This window comes from Chryseobacterium ginsengisoli (assembly GCF_039542325.1).
In the GTDB taxonomy this organism is placed as follows: Bacteria; Bacteroidota; Bacteroidia; order Flavobacteriales; family Weeksellaceae; genus Chryseobacterium; species Chryseobacterium ginsengisoli.
In genome coordinates this window covers 161,247-182,965 of the sequence record NZ_BAABHX010000001.1, presented here as the reverse complement: position 1 = coordinate 182,965, position 21,719 = coordinate 161,247, and the positions used below count along the sequence as shown (strand labels likewise).

Below are 21,719 nucleotides of genomic sequence, written 5' to 3'. Positions count from 1 at the left end.
TATTATTTTTTTATTTGAACTATTATTTTTGTGCCTTTATCAGTTGACGTGATAAGAGCCTGCCCACCAATTGTTTTGCTTCTTTCTATCATATTGTGTAAGCCAAAAGCATCCTTTTTTTCCAGAGTTTCCTTTACATTAAAACCTTTTCCGTTATCCATAATTTCTAAAATAACGGTGTCTTTATTTTCAGTTAAAATTACTTTTGCCGCGATAGCGTCTGCGTATTTTATAATATTTGAAACAGCTTCCTGAACAATTCTATAGATTTGTAATTCTTTTTCAGTCGTGAGACCATCCTGATAATGGATTTCGGATGAGATCATAAAAAGATGTGTATTTTGGATACGTTCTATGAACTGTTCCAAACTGGCTTCGAGTCCTATTTTTTCAAACAAAACGGGATGTAAATTTCTGCTGATTGCTCTGATGTCATTAATAATGCTATCCACTTTTTCGTTTAACTGAAGTTGGCTTACTTCAAACGAATGCTTAAGCGACAGTAGCTCATGACTTACGCTGTCATGGAGGTCAGATGCAATTCTTTTGCGTTCTTCCTCGGTTTTATCCAGAAGGTTTTTAGTAAACTGCAATGATTGTTCTTTTTCTAAAGATAATTTCTTTTGTTTTTGTTTTAAATAATAAATAACAATTGCTAATAATAATGCAATAAAAACAAGTATTAAAGCCAAAATAACAGCATTTTTATTGATAATTGTTTTTTGCTGGAGTTTAATTTCCTGCTCTTTTTCTTTAGTTTCATATTTTGCTGCGAGTTCTAAATTGATCAGCTTACTTTTTGCGCTCGATAAACTGTCCTTTGTGCGGTAAAATTCATTATTATAAAAAACAACCTTGTCCAGATTTCTGCTTTGAATTGCTTTTTCTAATAAAACATCGTAAAATAGGGTGGCTCTTTCGTAGTTTTTATGCTCAAGCAAATTGGGCAGTGAATTTTCTATATATTTTGTGTTACACGTTTTTACATCTTTATTGATTTGATAGAGAGCTAATGTCGCCTGATAATCCTTTTGCCAGTTTTGAGAGGTATTTTTTTCTGCAACAGGCTTTATTCTGTCTAAAACTGTTTTAGCATCATTTAATTTGTTTTCTTCAATTAAAGCTTCTATTTCGTAATCAGAAATACAAAGCAGAAGTACATCATTATCATATTTGCTGGCTATATATTCTTTGTAAGTTTCGTGGATGTATTTATTTTTCACTTGATGCTTATTAAAGAAACCATAAACAGAACATTTGTTGTATTTGCCCATAAAATAATCATAGGTGTTCCCGATTTCTTTAGATATTTTTATCACTTCATCCGCACTTGCGACTGCCTTCTGAAAAGAACCGTTTGCTTTGTAAATATTAATATAATTCGACTCTACAGAAGCTATACTTTCCTGATCTCTGATTCTTATGGAGTAGTTTCTTGATTTTTCATTCGCTTCTATGCTGTTTTTTAAATCCCCTAAAACAAAATAGGTATATGATAAATCATAATAAGCACGGGCTATTTTGTAACAGCTTTTGTAATCATCAGGTTCTAACGCTGTAATTTTTAAAAAATAATTCTTAGCCTTTTTCAGATTGTCTTTATCAAATTCTAAATTGCCATAATAACTATCAATGTAAATTGTTTTTATGGGTGGTAATTCACTTCTATACCTTTCATCAAATTCTTTTACAACTTTGGTAAGACGAGGGTCAAAATCATAATAATAAACAAATTTTGTAGTCACTAAATCCAGAATTTTGGAAGCGTCCGAATAATTACTTTTAGCAATTTTACTTTGATAATAGTCCAAAAAAACTTTCAAGTAACGTTCTTTATCCGTATTATAGTTTTCATTTTTTCTTAACCAAATTTTTGTAGGCTCTTCTTTTGGCGGAGTTATTTTTTCAAAATAAAAATTTTCCTTTTTTTCTCTACATGATAATGTGAAAAAAGTAATGAATAAGAATATTATTTTCTTAATCGTAGGCATATATCTATTTTTCTACAAATGTATCAATTTCTGATATTGAAAATTATACAATCTTCAATTCAGGGGTTTCCCCTTGTATGAATCTCCGGAAGAATAGTACAATTTTGTGACTTAATTAATAAAATTATTATTATGAAAAGTAAACTACTTTTAATGCCATTCAAACTAAATTTTCAAAAAAATTGGGTTGTCTGTTTTCTTTTAATTTTCCAGGTTGGATTTTCTCAGCAAGGAGCGGCGTTAGATTTTGACGGTGTAAATGATTATGTAAGCTGTGGAAACATTTTGCCTGTATCTTACACCAAAGAGGCGTGGATTTATGTGAAAAGTTTAAACAGTCCCAACAACATTATCTCTGGTGGTGATTCTGATGGGTTGCATGCTTTTTGGGTACCAGTAAGTAATTCCGGTAAAATTTCTGCGGGGCATAACGGTGATTGGTTTGCTGTAGAAGACAGTGTTCCATTGTCGATTAATACTTGGCATCACGTTGCAGTAACTTATGACGCTGCGACTACAACGCTGAAATTATACAAAGATGGAGCATTAGTAGATACCAATAATGATGTTGATCCAGTTGATGAGGGAAACATGGTTAGATTAGGCGCCTTTAACGATGCTGACAATCTTTTCAAAGGAACTATAGATGAAGTAAGAATCTGGAATAGAGCTTTGTCTCCCACTGAAATAGCAAACACAATGAACTGTGAGTTACCCGGTTCAGTAGCAGGATTAATTGCATATTATAAATTTAATCAGGGCATAGCCAATGGAAATAATGCTTCCGTAACGACCTTGCTAGACAGCAGTGGAAATAATTACAATGGAGCTCTTAGTGGTTTTGCTTTAAACGGAATCTTCTCTAACTGGGTTGGCAATAGTATTATAAATACCGGAACTACTTGCACTACTTATTTAAATGTATCCTCAGTAGAAAAAACAACGAATAATTTTAAACTATTTCCTAACCCTGCTACAAATAAGTTGTTCCTGACATCACAACAACCCATTTTAAAAGTTGAAGTGATTAACTTTTTAGGGCAAACTGTTATAACACAAAAAATAAACAGCGTTGAAGCAGAAATTAATTTGTCATTTCTTACTCCAGCTTCTTATTGGATTAGAGTAAAAACCGAACAGGGTCTTGAGACAATAAAAGTCATTAAAAATTAAGACGGTAGAAATTCATTTTCTTTGTAATGAATTTAGAATAGAAATGTTAATTAAATTATTCTATTTCTGGGCAACCTGATCTAGTATTGTTGTGGGTATGGCTTTTGTTGGTTATACTTTCATACTTCCAGAACGGGAAATTTTATTAAAAGCTATCTTTAAAAAAAATTGCGCCAACTAAAGACAGTTGGCGCAATTTGGCTTTTGGTGACCTCGACAGGATTCAAACCTGTAACCTTCTGAGCCGTAATCAGATGCGCTATTCAGTTGCGCCACGAGGCCGTTGTTTTTTTTACCGTTTAAAGGTTTGCAAATATAGCACTTTTTTCTTTTCTTTGAAAGATGAAACCAAGAATTTTACTATTAATCGCGTTTTTGACGCTAATGTCTTGTAAAAGAGAACAAAAAATTTCGCCTACTGAAGCTGTTTCAGTTTCAAATCTTGTACAGTATAAAGAAGAAAATGGAGATTTGCATATAAAATCTGGAAATTTTACTTATGATTTTAAGCAAAATCAGATTCCATTTAAGAAAATTATTTTACTGAATGCAAGTATGGCGGGATATATTTCAGAATTGGGAGCTGAAAATTTAGTAATTGGAGTTTCTAGTCCGGAATATATTTTTTCTGAAAAAATTCAAAGTTTATTAAAAGAAGGAAAAATTCAGAATGTTGGAAGTGAACAAAAATATGATGTTGAAAAAATTATATCACTAAAGCCCGATGCTATTTTCACAAATCATATCGCAAGTTTTGATAATACCTATCAATTATTAAAAAACAACGGAATTCAGGTTATTTTCCTTGATGAATATATGGAGCAAAAACCGTTGGAGAAAACGGCTTATATTAAGCTTTTTGGAAAACTTTTTGGAAAAGACAAAGAAGCGGAAACCAAATATGAAGAAGTAGAAAAAAACTATAATGAACTAAAACAATTGGCTTTAAAGTCAAAAAATAGACCGACAGTTTTAGCCAATGAAATGTATGGTGATGTTTGGTATCTTCCGGGTGGGAAAACGTCTGTAGCAAATTTTATATCTGATGCTAATGCAAATTATGTTTTAAAAGGAAATAATGAAGAAAAAGCCGTAACGATGAGCTTTGAAGAAGTTTTTGCTAAATCAAACGACGTTCAGTATTGGGTAAATGCGGGAAATCATGTTTCAAAAAAAGAAATGCTGAGCATGAATCCTTTTTACAGCAAATTGAATGTTTTCAATAAAGGGAAAATTTACGTGATTACTGGAAAAGAAAAGGCAAAAGCCAATGACTTTTTTGAAAGCGGTGTGGTACGATCTGACCTTGTTTTAAAAGACTATATTAAAATTTTTCATCCCGAATTGTTGCCGGATTATCAGTTAACTTATATGAAAGAGTTACAATAATCAGACTATTTGCTTATTTTTGCTATTCCTTTTTACAAGATTATGTGGAAAAAAATTAAACAAATTATATTCATTGTTCTGATCCTGAATGTGGTATTTATCGTTTGGGGAAGATTTTTCAATCCGCCAATTACATTGACGCAGATCGGTGGACTTTTCGAATACGGAAGATTACAGAGAGATTATATTTCCTATGACGAAATGGGAAATAATGTTAAAAGGGCTGTAATTGCTTCTGAAGATCAAAAATTCTTTAATCATGATGGTTTTGATTATACTGCGATTGAAAAAGCAATGAAAAATAACGAAAAGGGCAAAAAAATAAGAGGCGGAAGTACAATTTCTCAGCAAACAGCAAAAAATATCTTTCTTTGGCAGGGGAGAAGCTGGTTGAGAAAAGGTTTGGAAGCTGTTTATACTTTTATTATTGAAAAGGTTTGGAACAAAGATATTATTCTGGAAAGATATCTGAATTCTATTGAAATGGGACAGGGAGTTTTCGGTGTTGAAGCGGCTTCACAGTACTATTTCGGGAAATCTTCGAAAGATCTTACAGCTTCTGATGCAGCCTGGATTGCAGCTGTTTTACCAAATCCAAAGAAGTACGATCCCAAAAATCCATCAGCATATCTAAGAAAGAAACACAACTGGATCATGAGACAAATGAGGAATGTAAGTTTGAAGTAGTATATTTGTACTAATGAAATTCTTCCATTCCAGTACAAACTTTAAATCTGATCTTAAAAAATATTTTTCTTTTAAGAATGAAACCCTTTCTCTCGAGCCGTTTGCCGAATTTTTGGAAGGGATAAAAAAAAATGATTTTAAAGATGTACTTGATTTTTTTAAGGAAAATCCTGAATTAACTGAAAATTTTAAATATTACATTCATCATATTTTTGAAGGAAGACCTTTCAATCTTTCTTTGACGGAAGCTAATATTTTATCTGAGAATGCTTTCGTTCCCGAGTTTAAAAAAAGGATTCTTAATAAAATTTTACCACCTGTCGTTAATGAAAAAACGATTTGGTATTTAATTGATAATGTAAGTTTAAGACCCCAAAAAGACCTCAAATATTTTCATAATCTTCCCGAAAATGAAGTAAATGAATTTTTTGATCTCCTTGAGATTTCAGATTTTATTCTGGATCCGAGAGTGAAGAAAGAGATGCTTTTTTCCATGAATATTCTCGCTTGGCGTGTCACTGGTGCTGCAATGGAAGTAGAAGTGGTGAGAATGGCTCCTCAATACAAAAATTTTGAAAATCCGTTTTTGGCATTGCAAAATGAACTGGAAAATCTTGCCGATGAACTGGAAAAAAATTCTGAACTTCAACTGAATTCAAAAGACAGCCGATACAAACAGATTAAGATCTATATAGAACAATGTTTGGAATTTGTAAATATTTCTTTTAAAAATTCTTCTAAATATGGAATTTCGGGGAAAATTAATCAGTCACTTTTAAAAATCCGCCAGCAAATTCAAAGAATTTATGAAATTATTCAGTTGTTCGTTATTGACAAGGAGGAAGATGTTTTAATTAATTCTAAGCAATTAGTTTTTAGTGTTTTAAGATATAAATCTCATAAAAATAATATTTCAGATTTAATCAATGACAGTACGAGACTGATCTCGCATCTGATCACGAATCACACCGCAGAAACCGGAACGCATTACATCACTTCCACACGGAAGGAATACATGACGATGTTTTATAAAGCAAGTGGAGGCGGAATTATTGTTGGAGCCTTATGTGTATTGAAAATGTTGTACGGATATGTTCCCGGAAGCGATTTTTCGCATGCATTTTTGTATTCGATGAATTATGCGATGGGATTTGTGATGATCTATTTAATGAGTTTCACTTTAGCAACAAAACAGCCTGCAATGACGGCTGCGACGATGACAAAGGTTTTATCGGAAGAGGGAAATATAAGAAGCAACAACACAGAATTTGCGCATTTGGTTTCCAAATTATTTCGAAGTCAGTTTATCGCATTTGTTGGTAATGTTTTACTTTCATTTCCTGTTGCTTTGTTGATAATTTACGGTTTAGACGTATTTTTCTCGCAAAATTTAGCGGTTGAAAGATCAGATAAACTGTTAAAAGATTTAGATCCGTTTAAATCAAAGGCGATTCTTCATGCAAGTATTGCGGGATTTTATCTTTTTATTTCAGGAATTATTTCAGGGAATATCGGGAATAATTCTGTTTTTTATCAGATTCCGGAAAGAATTGCAAAAAATCTTTCGATCAGCAGATTATTCGGGAAAAAGTTTGCAAAAGGTTTATCTAAATATTATGCTAAAAACTGGCCCGGAATTGTTTCAAATTTCTGGTTTGGTGTTTTTCTTGGCGCGACAGCTCCCGTTGGATTATTCTTCGGTTTAGATTTGGATATTCGTCACATTACCTTTGCTGCCGGAAATTTTGCGATTGGGCTTTACGGAAAAGATTTTTCAGTTGATTCTTATACTTTTTGGATCTCTTTTATAACGGTTTTCTTAATAGGATTTTTTAACTTTTTAGTAAGTTTTAGCTTATCCATGTTTTTAGCTTTCAGATCAAGAAAGTTGAATTTCGGACAGGTAAGTGAAATTTATAAGGAAATTTTCAGGTATTTTACCAAACATCCATTAAAATTTTTCCTTCCGTTAAGATCCGGATTAGATAAAAAAGCGGATGATTTGATGAACAGTACAATATCTACAAAATCTGAAGATCATTAAATTTATCATCACCGAATTTATCCTGAAATTTTTTCAGATAAAAACTTTTGCGCATCTGAAAATCATGCTTCAGTAAAGGTGAATTGATTTTTATAATAACACATTTATTTTCAATATTTACACTTTGAATTTCACTGAAAAGGCTTTCGTCAAGATATTCTTCAAGAAAATCTTTAATTTCAAAAGCTACTAATTTATGCTCAAAACCATGAATTCTCGCAAAAGATTTTACAAGTTCAGAGGATTGGAATTCGCGTTTTTTATTTTTTCTCATCTTAAATTTCAAAAATTATACTTTCTTCATTAATCTTTTTCACAACGCTTTCCGTACGTTCTCTATGCGTATCTGTAATGAAAATTTGTCCAAAATTTTCCTGATTCACCAACTCAATTAATTGAGAAACGCGACTGTCATCTAATTTGTCAAAAATATCATCAAGTAAAAGAATCGGGGTTTTGTTTGTTAATTCTTTTATCAGGCTCATTTGCGCTAATTTTAAAGAAATTAAAAACGATTTTTGCTGTCCTTGTGAACCGATTTTTTTAATTAAAACCGAATCCATTTCAAAAAGAAGATCATCTTTGTGAATTCCTTTTGAGGTGTAAGTCAGCATTCTGTCTTTTTCCAGACTCTCTTTTAGTAAATTTTCAAAAGAATTTTCAAGCAAATGTGATTCATAAATAACAGAAACAGTTTCTTTTCCTCCTGAAATGATCTGATAAAAATTTTTAACGATCGGGTTTAATTTTTCAACAAAATTCTTTCTTTTAACAAAAATTTTTGTACCGAATCTTGTAATCGGATCATCATAGATCTCCAAAGAATCTTTGTCCCAGACTCTGTTTTTAGCGAAATATTTCAATAAGGCATTTCTCTGCAGAATCGTTTTTTGATACTGAATTAAATCAAAAAGATACTCAGAATCAGTCTGAGAAATCATTGAATCCAAAAATTTTCTTCGGCTTTCTCCCGAATCAGAAATCAAATTAGAATCATACGGAGAAATCATCACGCTTGGCAAATATCCGATATGATCCGCCATTCTGTCATAGCTTTTATCGTTTTTTTTAATGACTTTTTTGGCTTCTTTGGGTTGGAGGATTTTAATATTGTCTTCGCTGTCATCATTCTGAATTTCAGCATCAATAGTGAAAAAATCTTCATCTTTTTTGATGTTATTAAGGTCTGTATTTCCCAAAAAACTTTTTCCAACCGATAGATAATGAAGAGCATCCAGAATATTAGTTTTTCCCACGCCGTTATTTCCCACAAAACAATTGATTTGCGGAGAAAATTCAAATTTTTTTTCAGAATGGTTTTTGAAATTGTACAGGGAAAGTTTCTTAATATTCATTTGTCAAAAATACTCCATTATTAATAAAAATAAAAAAGGAAGTGCAGAACAGGTTTCTACACCAAATGAAAAGTAAGCGTCATTCCTCTCATTTTCAGAAAAGTAAATAAAAATATAGGTAGGAATACTGGAGAGAAAAAATGCAACAGAATAATTTAAGTCCAAATAACAGGCTGAAAGAATGTTACTTACGAAAATTAATAAATAAGCGATATATTTTGTATTCTGAACTCCGATAATCGTAGGAAAAGTTTTTACTGTATCAACTTTCATGTCGCGAATATCAAAAGGTAAAACCAATGCGGTAATGAAAAAGAAACTGATGAAAAAGATTGGAAAATTAAATTCCGGCAGCGTAAGCCAACAATTCATCAAACCCCATACTAAGCCAACGTAAAATACTTTTAATAAAGGAATTTTACGGATATACAGATCTAAAAAAAAGCTGTTATACAATAATCCTAAAACAACGATAACAAACCATTTTATCAGCCGTATTTCATTATGATTGTGAATGATTAAAAATGCACAAATGATTCCTGCAATAATATTCAGAAGTACGATTTTAAAAAAATGCTTAGTCTTTTGGTATTTGGTATAAAGGTATCCGCTGAAATAAGTAATGAAAATCAGGAACATGGTCGGATAACGGAACGTGTTTTGCTCCTCCATGAAAAATACTGCAAAAAGGGTTCCTGTTAAGGATACGTAAAGTTGGCTGTCAATGACAGATTTTTTCAGTATTTTTAAGAAATTCATTTATCAAAAATAACATATATGAAAAGATTTTCCAAGATTTTTATGCTTTTGCTTCTCCTGCTGAATTTTTCGGCGGTTTTTGCTCAGAAATATTACGACGAGCAATGGAAGAAAGTGGCTGAAAGTTCTAAAAAAGGAATTTATAAATCTAACCTTCCGATTATTTTAGGAATACAAAAACAGGCTATGAAAGATAATAATGTTTTACAGCTTATTCGGTCTTTAAAGGCTGAATTTACTACAATAAATTACATAAATGATGATGAGGATAATGACTCTGTATCTCAGTTTTTCAAAAAACTACAGGGTGTACAAAAAGAATTGAAAGGAGAAGAAAGAGTTGTATTTAGTGTTTTAGTTAATACTTTTTTTCTGGATTATTATAATGAACATTCATGGGAAATTGGACAGCGAACCAATATAAATTCTCAGGATATTTCTCAAATTGAAACATGGAGTAAGCTTGATTTTAAAAATTATTTAAATAAAAACTATCAGGAACTTGATCAGCTAAAGGCTGAAATGAGAAAGATTTCTCTTAAAAAATATGAAGATGCTTTTTCATACGATGAATATATATCGTATTTCCCGACTTTACTGGATTGGTATTTGATAAAGAAAAGCACATTTATTTCTGATAATGATCTTTTTACCAAAAATGAATTAGAAACAAATCGCACTGAGATCAATAGTATTTTTGATGAACTGATTTCTCAGAATAAGGGGAATTCCAAATTATATTTCATGCATAAAAAGTTGCAGGATAACTGTGATTTTAATCATTGTAAAGATAAGTTGGTACAGCTTCAAAATCTCCTAAAATATGAAACGGAGGGCGATTATAAAGTTTTGATCATGGATGACATCATGGAACAACTGATTGCTCAAAAGAAAGAAAAAGCAGCTCTTGAAATTGCAAATCAGGCAAAAACGCAATATCCAAAATCAGCTTTTATCGGCAATATTAAAAATAAAGAAGATCAGATCCTGAATCCTTCTTTAAACATTAAATATGAACAGCAGACGCAAAGCAATATGCCGATTCATTTTGTTGCAGAGTATAAAAACGTTTCTGCTTTTTCAATTAATATTTATGAAGTGAAAGATGATTTGACATCATTTTTACAATATGCCAAAAATTCTTATCCTAATACATTTACTAAGGTTAAAAAAAATCTTATTAAAAAAGAAATTTATAAATTAAATGACCTTAAAGATTTTCAAACTCATAAAACATCTTTAGAAATAAAACCTCTTCCGTCCGGAATTTACCTTGCCGAATATTCTGTGGTCGGAATAAGCGATAAAGATGCTGAAGCTGAAAAAGATTTTTATTTTCTGGTTTCAGACAATAGAATTATTTATCAGACGAAAACTGACAGAAATCAATTGTCAAATGAACTGAAATTAGTCAACAGCGAAAACGGAAAACCTGTTATTAATGAAAATCTTACATTTTATGAATTTGTTTCTAATAAAACTTTAACTAAAGTAGATGGAAAAACAAATGAAAAGGGAGTTTTCACGTTTCCAACTACAGCAAGTAAATATTATTACAGAACTTTCCTGATCCGACAGCCAAAAACAAACGACTTTCAGATCATGGAAATGTATGGAAGCAGAGTTAGTAATAATGATCAAAATAAAGAAACCAAACGTAGTAAAGCTCAGATTTTTACAGACAGAGCGATCTACAGACCCGGTCAAACGGTTTATTTTAAAGTAATTAATACAAGTCGTGATAAAGAAATTGAATCTGTTGTTTCAGGAATTAAACAAAAAATAACGTTAACAGATACAAACGGTCAGGAAGTTTCCTCTCAGACTTTTACAACCAACGAATTCGGTTCTTATCACGGAAGCTTTATTCTTCCAAAAGGTAAATTGAACGGAACATTTTATCTGAGAACTGATGAAAATGACGGATATCATAATTTTAGAGTTGAGGAATACAAAAGACCAAAATTTGAAGTGACTTTTGATCCTGTAAAAGAAGAATATAAATACGGTCAAACTATCGAATTAAAAGGTAAAGCAATGATGTTTTCAGGTGTTGCCTTGAGTAATACGACGGTAAGTTATGAAATCAGAAAACATAATATCCGCTGGAGATATTTTAGTTGGTATCCACAAAATGACGACAATGAAAATTCTGTTTTAGGAGACGTAAAAACGAATGAAAAAGGAGAATTTACAATTAAACTTGATCTTAAAAAAGATGAAAAATTAGACGGAATTCAGATCGATAATTATGAAATAAATGCTTCTGTTACAGACATCAACGGAGAAACACAAATAGCCCATACAGAGTTGAAAGTAGCTTCGGTTTCTCATTATATACAAGCTGAAGGAATAGAAAATATCTTCTCAGACGAAAATATAAAATTAAAAGTTGAAACCAAAAATTACAACGAACAGCTTCTTAAAAAATCTTATCAGGTAAAACTATCAAAATTAGAATCGCCTGACAGAATTTTCAGAAATAATTTTAAATCGGAAGTTCAGGATTTGCCAAAATTCTCAAAAGAAGAATTTATCAGCAAATTTCCACATGACCTTTACGATAAAAATGATGATCCAAAAAACTGGAAATCAAAAATAATTTCCACTAAAACTGAATCTTCTGAAGATTTGGATTTAGGAAGATTAGAAGCTGGAGATTATCAACTTGAATTGTATAATATTGAAGGTAAAGACACGATAAAAACCGTGCAGAATTTTAGTGTTTGGAATAAAAGTTCTTTAAATACAAATCAAAAAACTTTCCTTACAGTTTTAGAGCCTAAAAAGGAGTTTACAAGAGGAGAGAAGGCTATATTTACTATCTATTGTTCAATTCCGAATACTTTACTGAATATTTTTATTCAGGACGGATCTGGAAAAACGGTTTCAGAAGTTCATCAATTTAAAAATGGAATTTTAGAATATACAACAGATATTCCGAAAGATAAAAATGTACAGACTTTGAATGTTCAGTTTCAGGTTGTTGCTTTTAATGATGTTCAGACAAGATCTGTAAATCTTGCCATAAAAGATTCTGAACAGCCGTTGAAAATAGAAACCGTTACTTTCAGAGATAAAATTCAGCCGAATTCGAAAGAAAAATGGTCTGTAAAAGTGTTAGGAAACGATAAAGAAAAAATCAATGCAGAAGTTTTAGCAAATATGTATGATATGTCTTTGGATAAATTTGCTGTCAATACATTCAATTGGTACAGTTTATATGCTCCAACTTCAATCATAACATCTTATGAAATGAGACTATATCTCCTTCAAAAATATTATCAGAAAAGATTAGAGTATGCTGATGGAAAACAGGTTGAAGTTCCTATCTTTAATTGGTATGATGGAAGTGTATTATGGGTGAGCGGAAATGCTATTGAGACAAGTATAGGTTTGGTTAATCAGGAAGGAGTGAAAGCTGCAGGATATAGTCCGCCGCCGCCGCCAATAGGAAGAGTAAAAGCAAGTATGGCAATGAAAGTAGCTGTTACAGAGGATAAAATAGCTGTTATTCAAAATGTTGTTCCGGAACCTGTAAAAGCTCCAAAAGTTGAAACGGCACCAGAAAAAGTGTTAGGTAAGGTTCAAGTTCGCCAAAACTTAAACGAAACCGCCTTCTTCTACCCTGATTTAAAAACCGATTCCGAAGGAAACGTAAGCTTCGAATTCACTTCACCGGAAGCTTTGACAAAATGGAAATTAATGTTCTTGGCTCACACAAAAGATGCAAGAGCGGCAACGTTGGAAAAAGAAGTAGTAACTCAGAAAGAATTCTCAGTAACACCGAATTATCCAAGATTTTTAAGAGAAGGCGATGAATTGAATCTTCAGTCAAAACTTTCCAATTTAACGAGCAAAAAATTAAACGGTTCGGCAAGTTTACAGATTTTGGACGCTTTTACAAACGAAGATATTTCGTCGAAATTTGGTTTAAATTCAAGCATTCAAAACTTTGATTTAAATGAAAACGGAAACTCATCTTTAACTTGGAAAATAAAAGTTCCGAATAACGTTTCCTCGATTATTTTAAAAGTTGTTGCAAAAGCCGGACAATATTCCGATGGTGAACAAAAAGGAGTTGCCGTTTTACCCAACAGAATGCTCGTAACAGATGCAGTTCCGGTTTTAGTGAAAGAAGGTGAAACCAAAACTTTCGAACTGGAAAATCTTAAAAATGCAACTTCGACAACGATTTCCAATGTTTCAAATACATTGGAACTGACGACGAATCCGATTTGGGAAATCATGTTTGCGCTTCCAAGTTTGAAAAATGACCAGAATAATTCTGCCGATGTGATCTTCAATAAATGGTTTGCCGATGTTTTAGCTTCAGAAATTTTTAAAGCAAATCCGAAAATGAAAACCGTTTTCGAAGAATATCAGAGTAAAGGATTATTAAACTCAAATCTTGAAAAAAATCAGGAATTAAAACAACTGTTGCTGGAAGAAACTCCATGGGTTTTGGAAAGTAAAAACGAAACAGAGCAAATGGAGAAACTGGCATTGTTGTTTGATGTGAATTCGATGAAAAATTCTATCAATCAGGATTGGGATGATTTCAAAAAACTTCAAAATCCTGATGGCGGTTTCTCATGGTATCAAGGTTATCCGAGTTCTTACGGAACTTCTTTGTATATATTGAAAAATTTAGGAAAAATCAATTCTTGGTTAAAAGATAATGTGAAAGATTATCAAAGTTCAGAACAGAATGAATTGATTGCCAATTTGGTAAAATATGTAGATAATGAGATCAATAAATATTGGGATGTTAAAGAAAAAAACATCTGGACAAATTGGACATTAGATTATCTTAATACCCGAAATTACTGGGAAAAACAATATCCATTAAAAGGAAAAGGTGTAACTTTAAAATCATTAGTAAAACAAAAAGCAAAAACAGCAAAACTTACAGATTTTACTTTCTTCGGATTGCATCGCGCAGCTTTATTAATGAATGACTATGGGTTGAAAGATGTTTCAGATAAATTAATGGCTTACTTAAAAGAAACTTCTGTAGATTCAAAAACTCAGGGCGTTTACTGGAAACAAAACCTTGATGATTGGGGTTGGTTCAGCTCAAAAGTGGTGAATCATGCAGGAGCTTTGGAAGCTTTTAACAAATTGAAACCAAACGATCAAAAATTTATCGAAGACATGAAAATCTGGCTGATCACGCAGAAAGAAGTGAATTCATGGGGAAGCTCGAGAGGAACTTCGGAAGTGATTTTTACGATTTTAAATTCAGGAAAATCATGGACGAGCGCGGAAAGTGACAAAGCAACCATTGTTTGGGGCGGAAAAGAATTAAAACCTGAAACTCAGGCAACAGGCTATGTAAAATCTACTGTGAAAACGGATGTTTTAGATAAAAATTTAGCAACAGTTACCGTAACAAAACCGGGAGCGGGAATTGTTCAGGGAGGATTATTCTGGCAATATTATGAAGATCTGGATAAAATAAAATCTTCTGAGAATTACATATCCATAACGAAAGAATTGTACAAAAAAATCAAAACGGTAAATGGTGAGGAATTGCAGAAAATCTCTTCCGAAACGCCATTGAAAGTTGGTGATAAAGTGACTGTAAGAATGATTCTGAATACAGACCGTCCGATGGAATTTATTCATATCAAAGACATGAGAGCGGCGGGATTTGAGCCGGTTGATGTACTTTCGGGGTATCAGTGGAAAAATAATTTAGGGTATTATCAATCGACGAAAGATGCTTCTACAAATTTCTATATCGAAAATATGCCGAAAGGAAAATATGTATTTGAATATGATTATGTTACGAATGCTTCAGGGAAATTCTCGAATGGAATTACAACGATGCAGAATTATTACGCACCACAGATGAATGCGCATACGAAAGGAACTAATGTGATGATTTTAGAATGATAAATTTATAAATGAGCAAAAAACTGCAGTAAGATTACTGCAGTTTTTTTATGATATAATATGAAGATTTCGTGATATTTATAAGTGAATTTTAAATTAAAATAACTCTTAATATCAAATATTAAATTAAACATTTGTTTAGTTTGGAATGATTTTTGGCTTTAAGGAATTTGTAAAATGTAAATACAAAAAATATGAAATTTTCAAAAAAAATTATTGCGGGATTGATCATGTTTGTCGGAGTAAATGCTTTCGCTCAAAAGAAAACTGAAAAGTTTGAGAAATTGCAGATTGAAATGTTTCCAAAAGCAAAAGAGGGTTTTAAACAAGTTTATGTTCAGCTTCCGATTGCAAAAAACGAAAATGATCTTAAGGTAGAATTTTTTGTCGGAGAAGAAAAAATGTTAGATTGTAATAAACATTTCCTTATAGGAAAAATGAATAATCAGGATCTTCAAGGTTGGGGTTACAATTATTATGAGGTAGAGTCAAAAGGGGAAACTGGTGGAACATTAATGGCTTGTCCGGATCAAAAACTGACCAAAAAATTTGTCTCTCTTCAACCTGAAACGGTAAGATACAACAGTAAATTACCGCTGGTTTTTTATATTCCTAAAGATATGGAAGTTCGATACAGAGTTCTTCGTCCGGATGTAATGAAGAAAGCTGTTCAAAGATAATTTGAATTAATTTTAGATATAAAACTCCTCACATTTGTAAGGAGTTTTTTTGTTGATTAAGATTTGCTTTTTAATATTTTAGAAAATTATAAGTAAGAGAAAATTAATAGAAAAAATCAATCGAAAATAAATTTCTAATTTATAGTATCATAAAAAATAATAGAATACAATTCACGATTGATAATTTGAAAATATGACTCGCAATTATTTGAATTTTAGTGAATTAAATTCTTTTTAATAAATGATGAAAAATGATAAGAAAAAACTAATATATTTGTTTTTTAACAATTAAATAGACTATGGAAAACGTTTTTGATGCTAAAGATGCTCAGAATTACATTGATAGGATAAATAACCTTACTCCAGAAACAAAAGGATTGTGGGGAAAAATGATGGTGGATCAGATGTTGGCGCATTGCAATGTGTCCTATGAGATGGTTTATGAACCTGAAAAGCACAAAAAACCAGGAGCTATTGCAAAGTTTATTTTAAAAGCTTTTGTAAAATCTAAAGTTGTTGGTGAGAAAGTTTACTCGCAGAACGGACCAACGGCGCCTCAGTTTATTGTTTCGGACAGGAAAAATTTTGAAGATGAAAAAAAGAGACTGATTGGTTTTATCCAAAAAACTCAACAGTTGGGAACTGCAGCTTTTGATGGAAAAGAATCTTTTTCTTTCGGAAAACTGAAAGCTAAAGAATGGAACAATATGTTTGCAAAACATTTGAATCATCATTTGGCTCAATTTGGAGTTTAATATTGGTATGAAAAAAGTTCTGTTCTTTTTACTTTTTGCATTTTCATTTTCTTTCGGGCAGGTGAAAGAATTTCCTTTAAAAGATGAAGATTTCAGCGCGTTTTTAATGAATTATGAAACACCTTTTTATGGAGAAATTTCAACAAGTAAGACGGTTATTCAATTAAGAATTCAAAAAGCAACGAAAAATCCTAATAAAAAAGAGCAGTATTTCATCTCTGGTTATTCTGATGTAGAAGGAAATAAGTCAGATTTTTCCGGAGAAATTATTTTCACTCAAAAATATAATGTAAATAATGAACCGAACGATATGCTTGTTTTTGCAGATTTCACGATGAAAGAATTAGGTTCAGACAAACATTCAGGAGAGTTTAAAGGAAAACTGAGAATTCAGACCTTAAAAAAGATAACAAAAGAGAGTAAAGCAACAGTTACTTTCAAAGGTAAATGGAAAAATTATTCTGATACTTTGGATTTTGATGTTTGGTGGGCAAATTTTGTTCCGACAGATATTTCTAAAGTTATATTTAAATAAAAACCTTAAAACGCACATGAAAAAACTTTTATTATTCCTTGTTCTCATTTCAAACTTTATTTTCGCGCAAATGCCAAATATTTCAAATGTTTGGCTGAATAACAGTAAGGCTTACAGCGGAACGATCGGAAATAAAGATCAGGAAATCAAACTGAAGATTAATATTTCGGAACAGAATAAAAAAAATGACCAGGAATATTTCGTTTCAGGATATACTTTGGTAGATAAGAATTACACAAAATTTGAAGGAACACTTACGATTACCAAATATAAAGATGCCAAGAAAAAAGGCACTGTCTTCGGTGAATACGAATTTGCTGAAGAAAATAAAGGAAAGCATTCCGGGATTTTCAAAGGCAGATTTATTTATACTTTCCGATGGAACAAAGAAACCGAAAAAGTGGAAGCTCAATATATTGAATTAATTGGTGACTGGAAAAGCTACGACGGAACTTTAGACTTTAAAACTCGTATTAAAAATCAATAATTATGGGAAGAAGAATTTTGGCAGTTGTCGGCGGTCTTTTGGCGGGATCGATCTGCATTTGGCTGATGGAAGCTTTGGGACATTTTCTGTATCCGCTTCCTGCAGGAGTTGAACCTACAAGTGTTGAAGCGTTTAAAGCTTATGTTTCTACATTGCCTTTTGCTGCTTTGCTTTTGGTGTTAGTCGGTTATTCATTAGGAGCCGTAGTTTCAGGATTTATTTCTACTAAAATTGCGAATGACGGAAAGAACAGATATGCAATTATTTGCGGAGTTTTCTTTTTATTGGCAACAGTTTATAATATGATCATGTTACCGACTCCGGTTTGGTTCTGGGTTCTTGGGATCTTACTTTGGGGATTGGTTTTAATAGGATATAAATTAGCATTAAATAATACAAAAGCATGAAATTAGGCGCATTTTCAATCAGCTTAAGTGTAAAAGATCTTCAGAAGTCTAAAGATTTTTACGAAAAATTAGGTTTCAGTCACATGGCTGGAGCAATGGATCATAACTATCTGATCATGAAAAACGGAGATCATATCATCGGTTTGTTTCAGGCAATGTTTGATGGAAATATGTTGACATTCAATCCGGGGTGGGATCAGAATGCTCAGAATCTTGAGACTTTTGATGATGTTCGTGATATTCAGAAAAAATTAAAAGAACAGGGATTAACATTGGAAAAAGATACAGACGAAACAACTTCAGGTCCGGCTCATATTTATCTGAAAGATCCGGATGGAAATATGATTTTAATTGATCAGCACAGATAATTTTTAAATATTAAATTATGAAATTTTTAAAATGGACGATCATTGTTTTAGCATCGATTTTAATTTTTTGGCTGGTTTTAGCGTTTTTTATTTCGGGAGAATGTAAATATGAAAAATCAATTTCAATTAATGCTCCTGTCGAAAAAGTATGGCAGAATACCAATACATTAAAAGCAATGGATGAATGGAGCCCGTGGAATGACCTGGATCCGAATATGAATAAAACATGGACTGGAACAACAGGACAAGCCGGAGAAAAAGTATGCTGGAAAAGTACTAAAAAAGAAGCGGGTGAAGGTTGTCAGGAAGTAAAGAAAATAGATGCAGCCAACAAAAAAATTGAGACGGCAATTGTTTTTCTTACACCTTACAAAAGCGAAGCGAATGCTTATGTGTCGGTTACCCCGGAAGGAAACGGAAGTAAAGCAACTTGGGGATTCACCTCTACAATTCCTTATCCATTCACAGTGATGAAACTTTTCATGAATATGGAAGGCAGCATCGGAAAAGATTATCAGGAAGGATTGACAAGACTGAAAAATTTGTCTGAAAAACAATAATTATACTCTAAACTAAATTTATAAATTAAAAAAAGAAACACACATTATGGCATCAGTAAACGTTTATTTAACATTCAACGGAAATTGCAAAGAAGCATTTGATTTTTATAAATCTGTTTTCGGTGGGGAATATCCTTACATCGGAACTTTCGGAGAAATGCCTCCAATGGAAGGTCAGGAATCGAAAGAAGAAGATAAGGACAAGATCATGCATGTTTCTCTTCCGATTTCTAAGGAAACAATTTTGATGGGAAGTGACGCAGGTTGCGATTATGCATCTCAATTTAAAGCTGGAAACAACTTTTCAATTTCTATCAACGCAGAATCTAAAGAAGAGGCAGACAAATTATTTGCAGGGCTTTCAGAAGATGGAACAGTAACAATGCCGATGGCAGATACTTTCTGGGGAGCATATTTCGGAATGTTTACAGATAAATTCGGAATTAATTGGATGGTAAATTATGATGATCCTGCAAAAATGCAGCAGCATCCATAGTCTATCACAGACAATTTTAGAAATTACATTAATAAAACTGACGAAATTTTCGTCAGTTTTATTTTTTATACATTTTGAAAGCAAAAAATATTTAAATTTGATTAATTAGGAATTGGGAATGATTCAAAAGTAATTTTTTATTAAATAATGCCTTTTCACAATCATAACTAAAAAAACATATATATGATTTTAAAAATTATTAATGCTGCATTGATTCTTTTTGCAGTTTACATGAGTGCTAAACAAGGCTGGGCAATGGTTTCGGGAAAACCTGAAATGCTGCAGATGCTTGGTAAATTGGGACTGAACAATACTGCAATTACAATTTTAGGAGTTTTTACATTGCTGAGTGCAGTGATGATTCTTATTCCGCAGACGTTCGTTTGGGGAAATTTTCTGATGGCGGGAACTATTCTGTTGATAATGTGTCTCGAGCTTTTTCACGGAGATCTGAAAGGTGCGTTTATAGAGCTTCCTTTCATTATCCTGAATCTTGTAATTGTCTATCTTAAACATCCGCTCAAATGAAAAAAATAATATTCTTGCTGACAATACTTTCAGTGTTTTCGGCATGTGCACAGAAAAATAATTCAACAAAAATAATTCAAACACAGGAAAAAACAAAAGACAGAATGGACACATCAAAACTAAATGAAACGGTAAAAAAAGCTTTCGATGCATGGCAAAACGGTAACGCAGAAGTTTTTACTTCTTACTTTACAACAGATGCAAAACTATATGATGACGGCAGTCCGAGAGATTTCAAAAAATTTGTAAAAGATGCTTGCGGACACGAAAAATTTACAACAATTGATAAAATCGAGAACGAAGGAAAAGAGATTTTCGGACAATTCCACACAGAAAGTTGGGGCGACTTTAAAACATATTTTAAGTTCAGTCTAAACAGCGAAGGAAAATTTGATAAGCTGGAAATAGGACAGGCAAATTAATTAAATACAGAATAAAGTTAAAAAGAACCGGCAGATTTTCCTGTCGGTTTTTTTATATATCTGATTTGAAACAATTTAAAACTTAAACTGTTTTAAAAACTAATAACGATTATACTTTAAAATGAAAGCTGTTGCTAAGATATTTTTGATTTTTACAAGTTGTTTTATACTGTTGATATTTGTATTTTCCTTAAGCATGATTTTTTACGAAAGAAGTTATTCTGAGAAATTTAGAAATACGTCATTAGAAGTAGAGCAAAATAGATTTTTTGCAAGGTGGGGATAACCAGAGAAAAAGGTAGGTTGTTATAATTGTGATAAAGTCTTTTTTTATAAAACCTTATTCACTTACTATGCCTTTACATTTGATAATAAAACCAAAAAGCTGATTCACAAATATGAAGATTGATTTTTTCTAAGGAATTTATAGTTTGCTATTATTGATTTAAAATATTAAATTTGTTGAAAACGATAGATAATAGTAATAAAACAATGAAGAATATTTTTACAAAGGCTGCTTTGGGGATTTTTACATTGGGAGCAACTTTTTTACAGGCTCAAAAAAGTGATCTTGGAGCTTGGTACATGTATTTTGGAAATAATAAAATAAGCAAAAAATTAAATTTACATAATGAAATTCAGTACAGAAACTTCGACGGAATAGGAGATCTGGAACAACTGTTAATTCGTACCGGAATCGGATATGATCTTACGGAAAACAATAATAATGTTTTATTGGGATATGGATTTATTTTAAGCCAACCTTATATAAAGGGAGAAAAAACCGAAAATATAGAGCATAGAATTTTCCAGCAATATATTACAAAACAAAAATTCGGGAGATTTTACCTTCAGCATCGTTACAGATTGGAAGAGCGTTTTTTACAGGATGATTTCAGGATGAGATTCCGTTATTTTTTAGGCTTAAATATTCCGATTAATAATAAGGAAATGCTGCCGAAAACTTTCTACGGATCTGTTTATAATGAGATTTTTATGAATTTGAATAGTCCGGTTTTCGACAGAAACAGAGTTTATGGAGCTTTAGGATATGTAATTAATAAAAATATGAGAATTGAAGCCGGCTATATGAATCAGATTCAGGAAAACAAAAACCGCGGACAGATTCAAATCGGGTTTTATAACAATATTCCGTTCACAAAAAATTAAAAAATAAACCTT

At 31.9% G+C, this 21,719-nt stretch carries 20 protein-coding genes and 1 tRNA gene; 16 read left to right on the top strand and 5 right to left on the bottom strand.

What is annotated here, in order from left to right; all coding sequences use genetic code 11:
* Positions 1-2: 2 nt before the first annotated feature.
* A complete protein-coding gene (locus ABD940_RS00940) occupies positions 3-1,991 on the bottom strand; it encodes a tetratricopeptide repeat-containing sensor histidine kinase (RefSeq protein ID WP_345199722.1) in 1,989 nt (662 codons plus the stop codon).
* Positions 1,992-2,123: 132 nt separating this feature from the next.
* On the opposite strand from ABD940_RS00940, the gene ABD940_RS00935 reads away from it, so the two are divergent.
* Entirely contained in the window at positions 2,124-3,164 is a 1,041-nt protein-coding gene (locus ABD940_RS00935) for a LamG-like jellyroll fold domain-containing protein (RefSeq protein WP_345199721.1), read from the top strand.
* 205 nt (positions 3,165-3,369) lie between these two features.
* Here ABD940_RS00935 and ABD940_RS00930 read toward each other — a convergent pair.
* A tRNA-Arg gene (locus ABD940_RS00930) sits at positions 3,370-3,446 on the bottom strand.
* Between the two features lie 60 nt (positions 3,447-3,506).
* Between ABD940_RS00930 and ABD940_RS00925 the strand changes: the two genes are divergently transcribed.
* From ABD940_RS00925 to ABD940_RS00915, 3 genes are read left to right on the top strand one after another with little or no spacing between them, the layout of a single operon-like run.
* Positions 3,507-4,553: an ABC transporter substrate-binding protein gene (locus tag ABD940_RS00925; protein ID WP_345199720.1), complete on the top strand. Its 1,047-nt coding sequence runs from the start codon at positions 3,507-3,509 to the stop codon at positions 4,551-4,553.
* Between the two features lie 42 nt (positions 4,554-4,595).
* On the top strand, positions 4,596-5,240 hold the full coding sequence (gene mtgA, locus ABD940_RS00920) for a monofunctional biosynthetic peptidoglycan transglycosylase (RefSeq protein ID WP_345199719.1): 645 nt from the start codon (positions 4,596-4,598) through the stop codon (positions 5,238-5,240).
* A gap of 13 nt (positions 5,241-5,253) precedes the next feature.
* The gene (locus ABD940_RS00915; protein ID WP_345199717.1) at positions 5,254-7,284 is read left to right on the top strand and encodes a recombinase; all 2,031 of its coding nucleotides are present in this window, start codon (positions 5,254-5,256) and stop codon (positions 7,282-7,284) included.
* Here ABD940_RS00915 and ABD940_RS00910 read toward each other — a convergent pair.
* The 3 genes from ABD940_RS00910 to ABD940_RS00900 are packed head-to-tail and all read right to left on the bottom strand — an operon-like array spanning position 7,262 to position 9,398.
* Positions 7,262-7,558 carry a hypothetical protein gene (locus ABD940_RS00910; RefSeq protein WP_345199716.1) on the bottom strand — a complete coding sequence of 99 codons (297 nt, stop codon included), beginning with the start codon at positions 7,556-7,558 and terminating at the stop codon, positions 7,262-7,264. The two genes, ABD940_RS00915 and ABD940_RS00910, sit on opposite strands and share 23 nt — an antisense overlap.
* Before the next feature lies 1 nt (position 7,559).
* A complete protein-coding gene (recF, locus tag ABD940_RS00905) occupies positions 7,560-8,639 on the bottom strand; it encodes a DNA replication/repair protein RecF (protein ID WP_345199714.1) in 1,080 nt (359 codons plus the stop codon).
* A 3-nt stretch (positions 8,640-8,642) separates the two neighbouring features.
* On the bottom strand, positions 8,643-9,398 hold the full coding sequence (locus tag ABD940_RS00900) for a UbiA prenyltransferase family protein (protein WP_345199713.1): 756 nt from the start codon (positions 9,396-9,398) through the stop codon (positions 8,643-8,645).
* Positions 9,399-9,416: 18 nt separating this feature from the next.
* Here ABD940_RS00900 and ABD940_RS00895 point away from each other — a divergent pair, with 18 nt between their 5' ends.
* The 12 genes from ABD940_RS00895 (at position 9,417) to ABD940_RS00840 (ending at position 21,707) form a co-directional block, all read left to right on the top strand.
* Positions 9,417-15,299: an alpha-2-macroglobulin family protein gene (locus ABD940_RS00895; protein ID WP_345199712.1), complete on the top strand. Its 5,883-nt coding sequence runs from the start codon at positions 9,417-9,419 to the stop codon at positions 15,297-15,299.
* A 194-nt stretch (positions 15,300-15,493) separates the two neighbouring features.
* Positions 15,494-15,979, top strand: coding sequence for an ecotin family protein (locus ABD940_RS00890; RefSeq protein WP_345199710.1), 486 nt, complete (start codon positions 15,494-15,496; stop codon positions 15,977-15,979).
* A gap of 299 nt (positions 15,980-16,278) precedes the next feature.
* Entirely contained in the window at positions 16,279-16,734 is a 456-nt protein-coding gene (locus tag ABD940_RS00885; protein WP_345199708.1) for a DUF1569 domain-containing protein, read from the top strand.
* Positions 16,735-16,741: 7 nt separating this feature from the next.
* Positions 16,742-17,269 carry a hypothetical protein gene (locus tag ABD940_RS00880; protein WP_345199706.1) on the top strand — a complete coding sequence of 176 codons (528 nt, stop codon included), beginning with the start codon at positions 16,742-16,744 and terminating at the stop codon, positions 17,267-17,269.
* Positions 17,270-17,285: 16 nt separating this feature from the next.
* Complete coding sequence (locus ABD940_RS00875) at positions 17,286-17,756, top strand: hypothetical protein (RefSeq protein ID WP_345199705.1); 471 nt, start codon at positions 17,286-17,288, stop codon at positions 17,754-17,756.
* Between the two features lie 2 nt (positions 17,757-17,758).
* Positions 17,759-18,163 carry a hypothetical protein gene (locus tag ABD940_RS00870; protein WP_345199703.1) on the top strand — a complete coding sequence of 135 codons (405 nt, stop codon included), beginning with the start codon at positions 17,759-17,761 and terminating at the stop codon, positions 18,161-18,163.
* On the top strand, positions 18,160-18,531 hold the full coding sequence (locus ABD940_RS00865; protein WP_345199702.1) for a VOC family protein: 372 nt from the start codon (positions 18,160-18,162) through the stop codon (positions 18,529-18,531). The genes ABD940_RS00870 and ABD940_RS00865 overlap by 4 nt, the downstream gene beginning before the upstream one ends.
* Positions 18,532-18,548: 17 nt before the next feature.
* Complete coding sequence (locus ABD940_RS00860; protein WP_345199701.1) at positions 18,549-19,091, top strand: SRPBCC family protein; 543 nt, start codon at positions 18,549-18,551, stop codon at positions 19,089-19,091.
* 46 nt (positions 19,092-19,137) lie between these two features.
* A complete protein-coding gene (locus ABD940_RS00855) occupies positions 19,138-19,587 on the top strand; it encodes a VOC family protein (RefSeq protein WP_345199700.1) in 450 nt (149 codons plus the stop codon).
* A gap of 183 nt (positions 19,588-19,770) precedes the next feature.
* Positions 19,771-20,115 (top strand): DoxX family protein, encoded by a 345-nt coding sequence (locus ABD940_RS00850; RefSeq protein WP_345199699.1) that lies wholly within the window; start codon positions 19,771-19,773, stop codon positions 20,113-20,115.
* On the top strand, positions 20,112-20,537 hold the full coding sequence (locus ABD940_RS00845; protein ID WP_345199698.1) for a hypothetical protein: 426 nt from the start codon (positions 20,112-20,114) through the stop codon (positions 20,535-20,537). Before ABD940_RS00850 ends, ABD940_RS00845 begins: the two co-directional genes overlap by 4 nt.
* A gap of 492 nt (positions 20,538-21,029) precedes the next feature.
* On the top strand, positions 21,030-21,707 hold the full coding sequence (locus ABD940_RS00840; protein ID WP_345199697.1) for a DUF2490 domain-containing protein: 678 nt from the start codon (positions 21,030-21,032) through the stop codon (positions 21,705-21,707).
* Positions 21,708-21,719 lie beyond the last annotated feature (12 nt).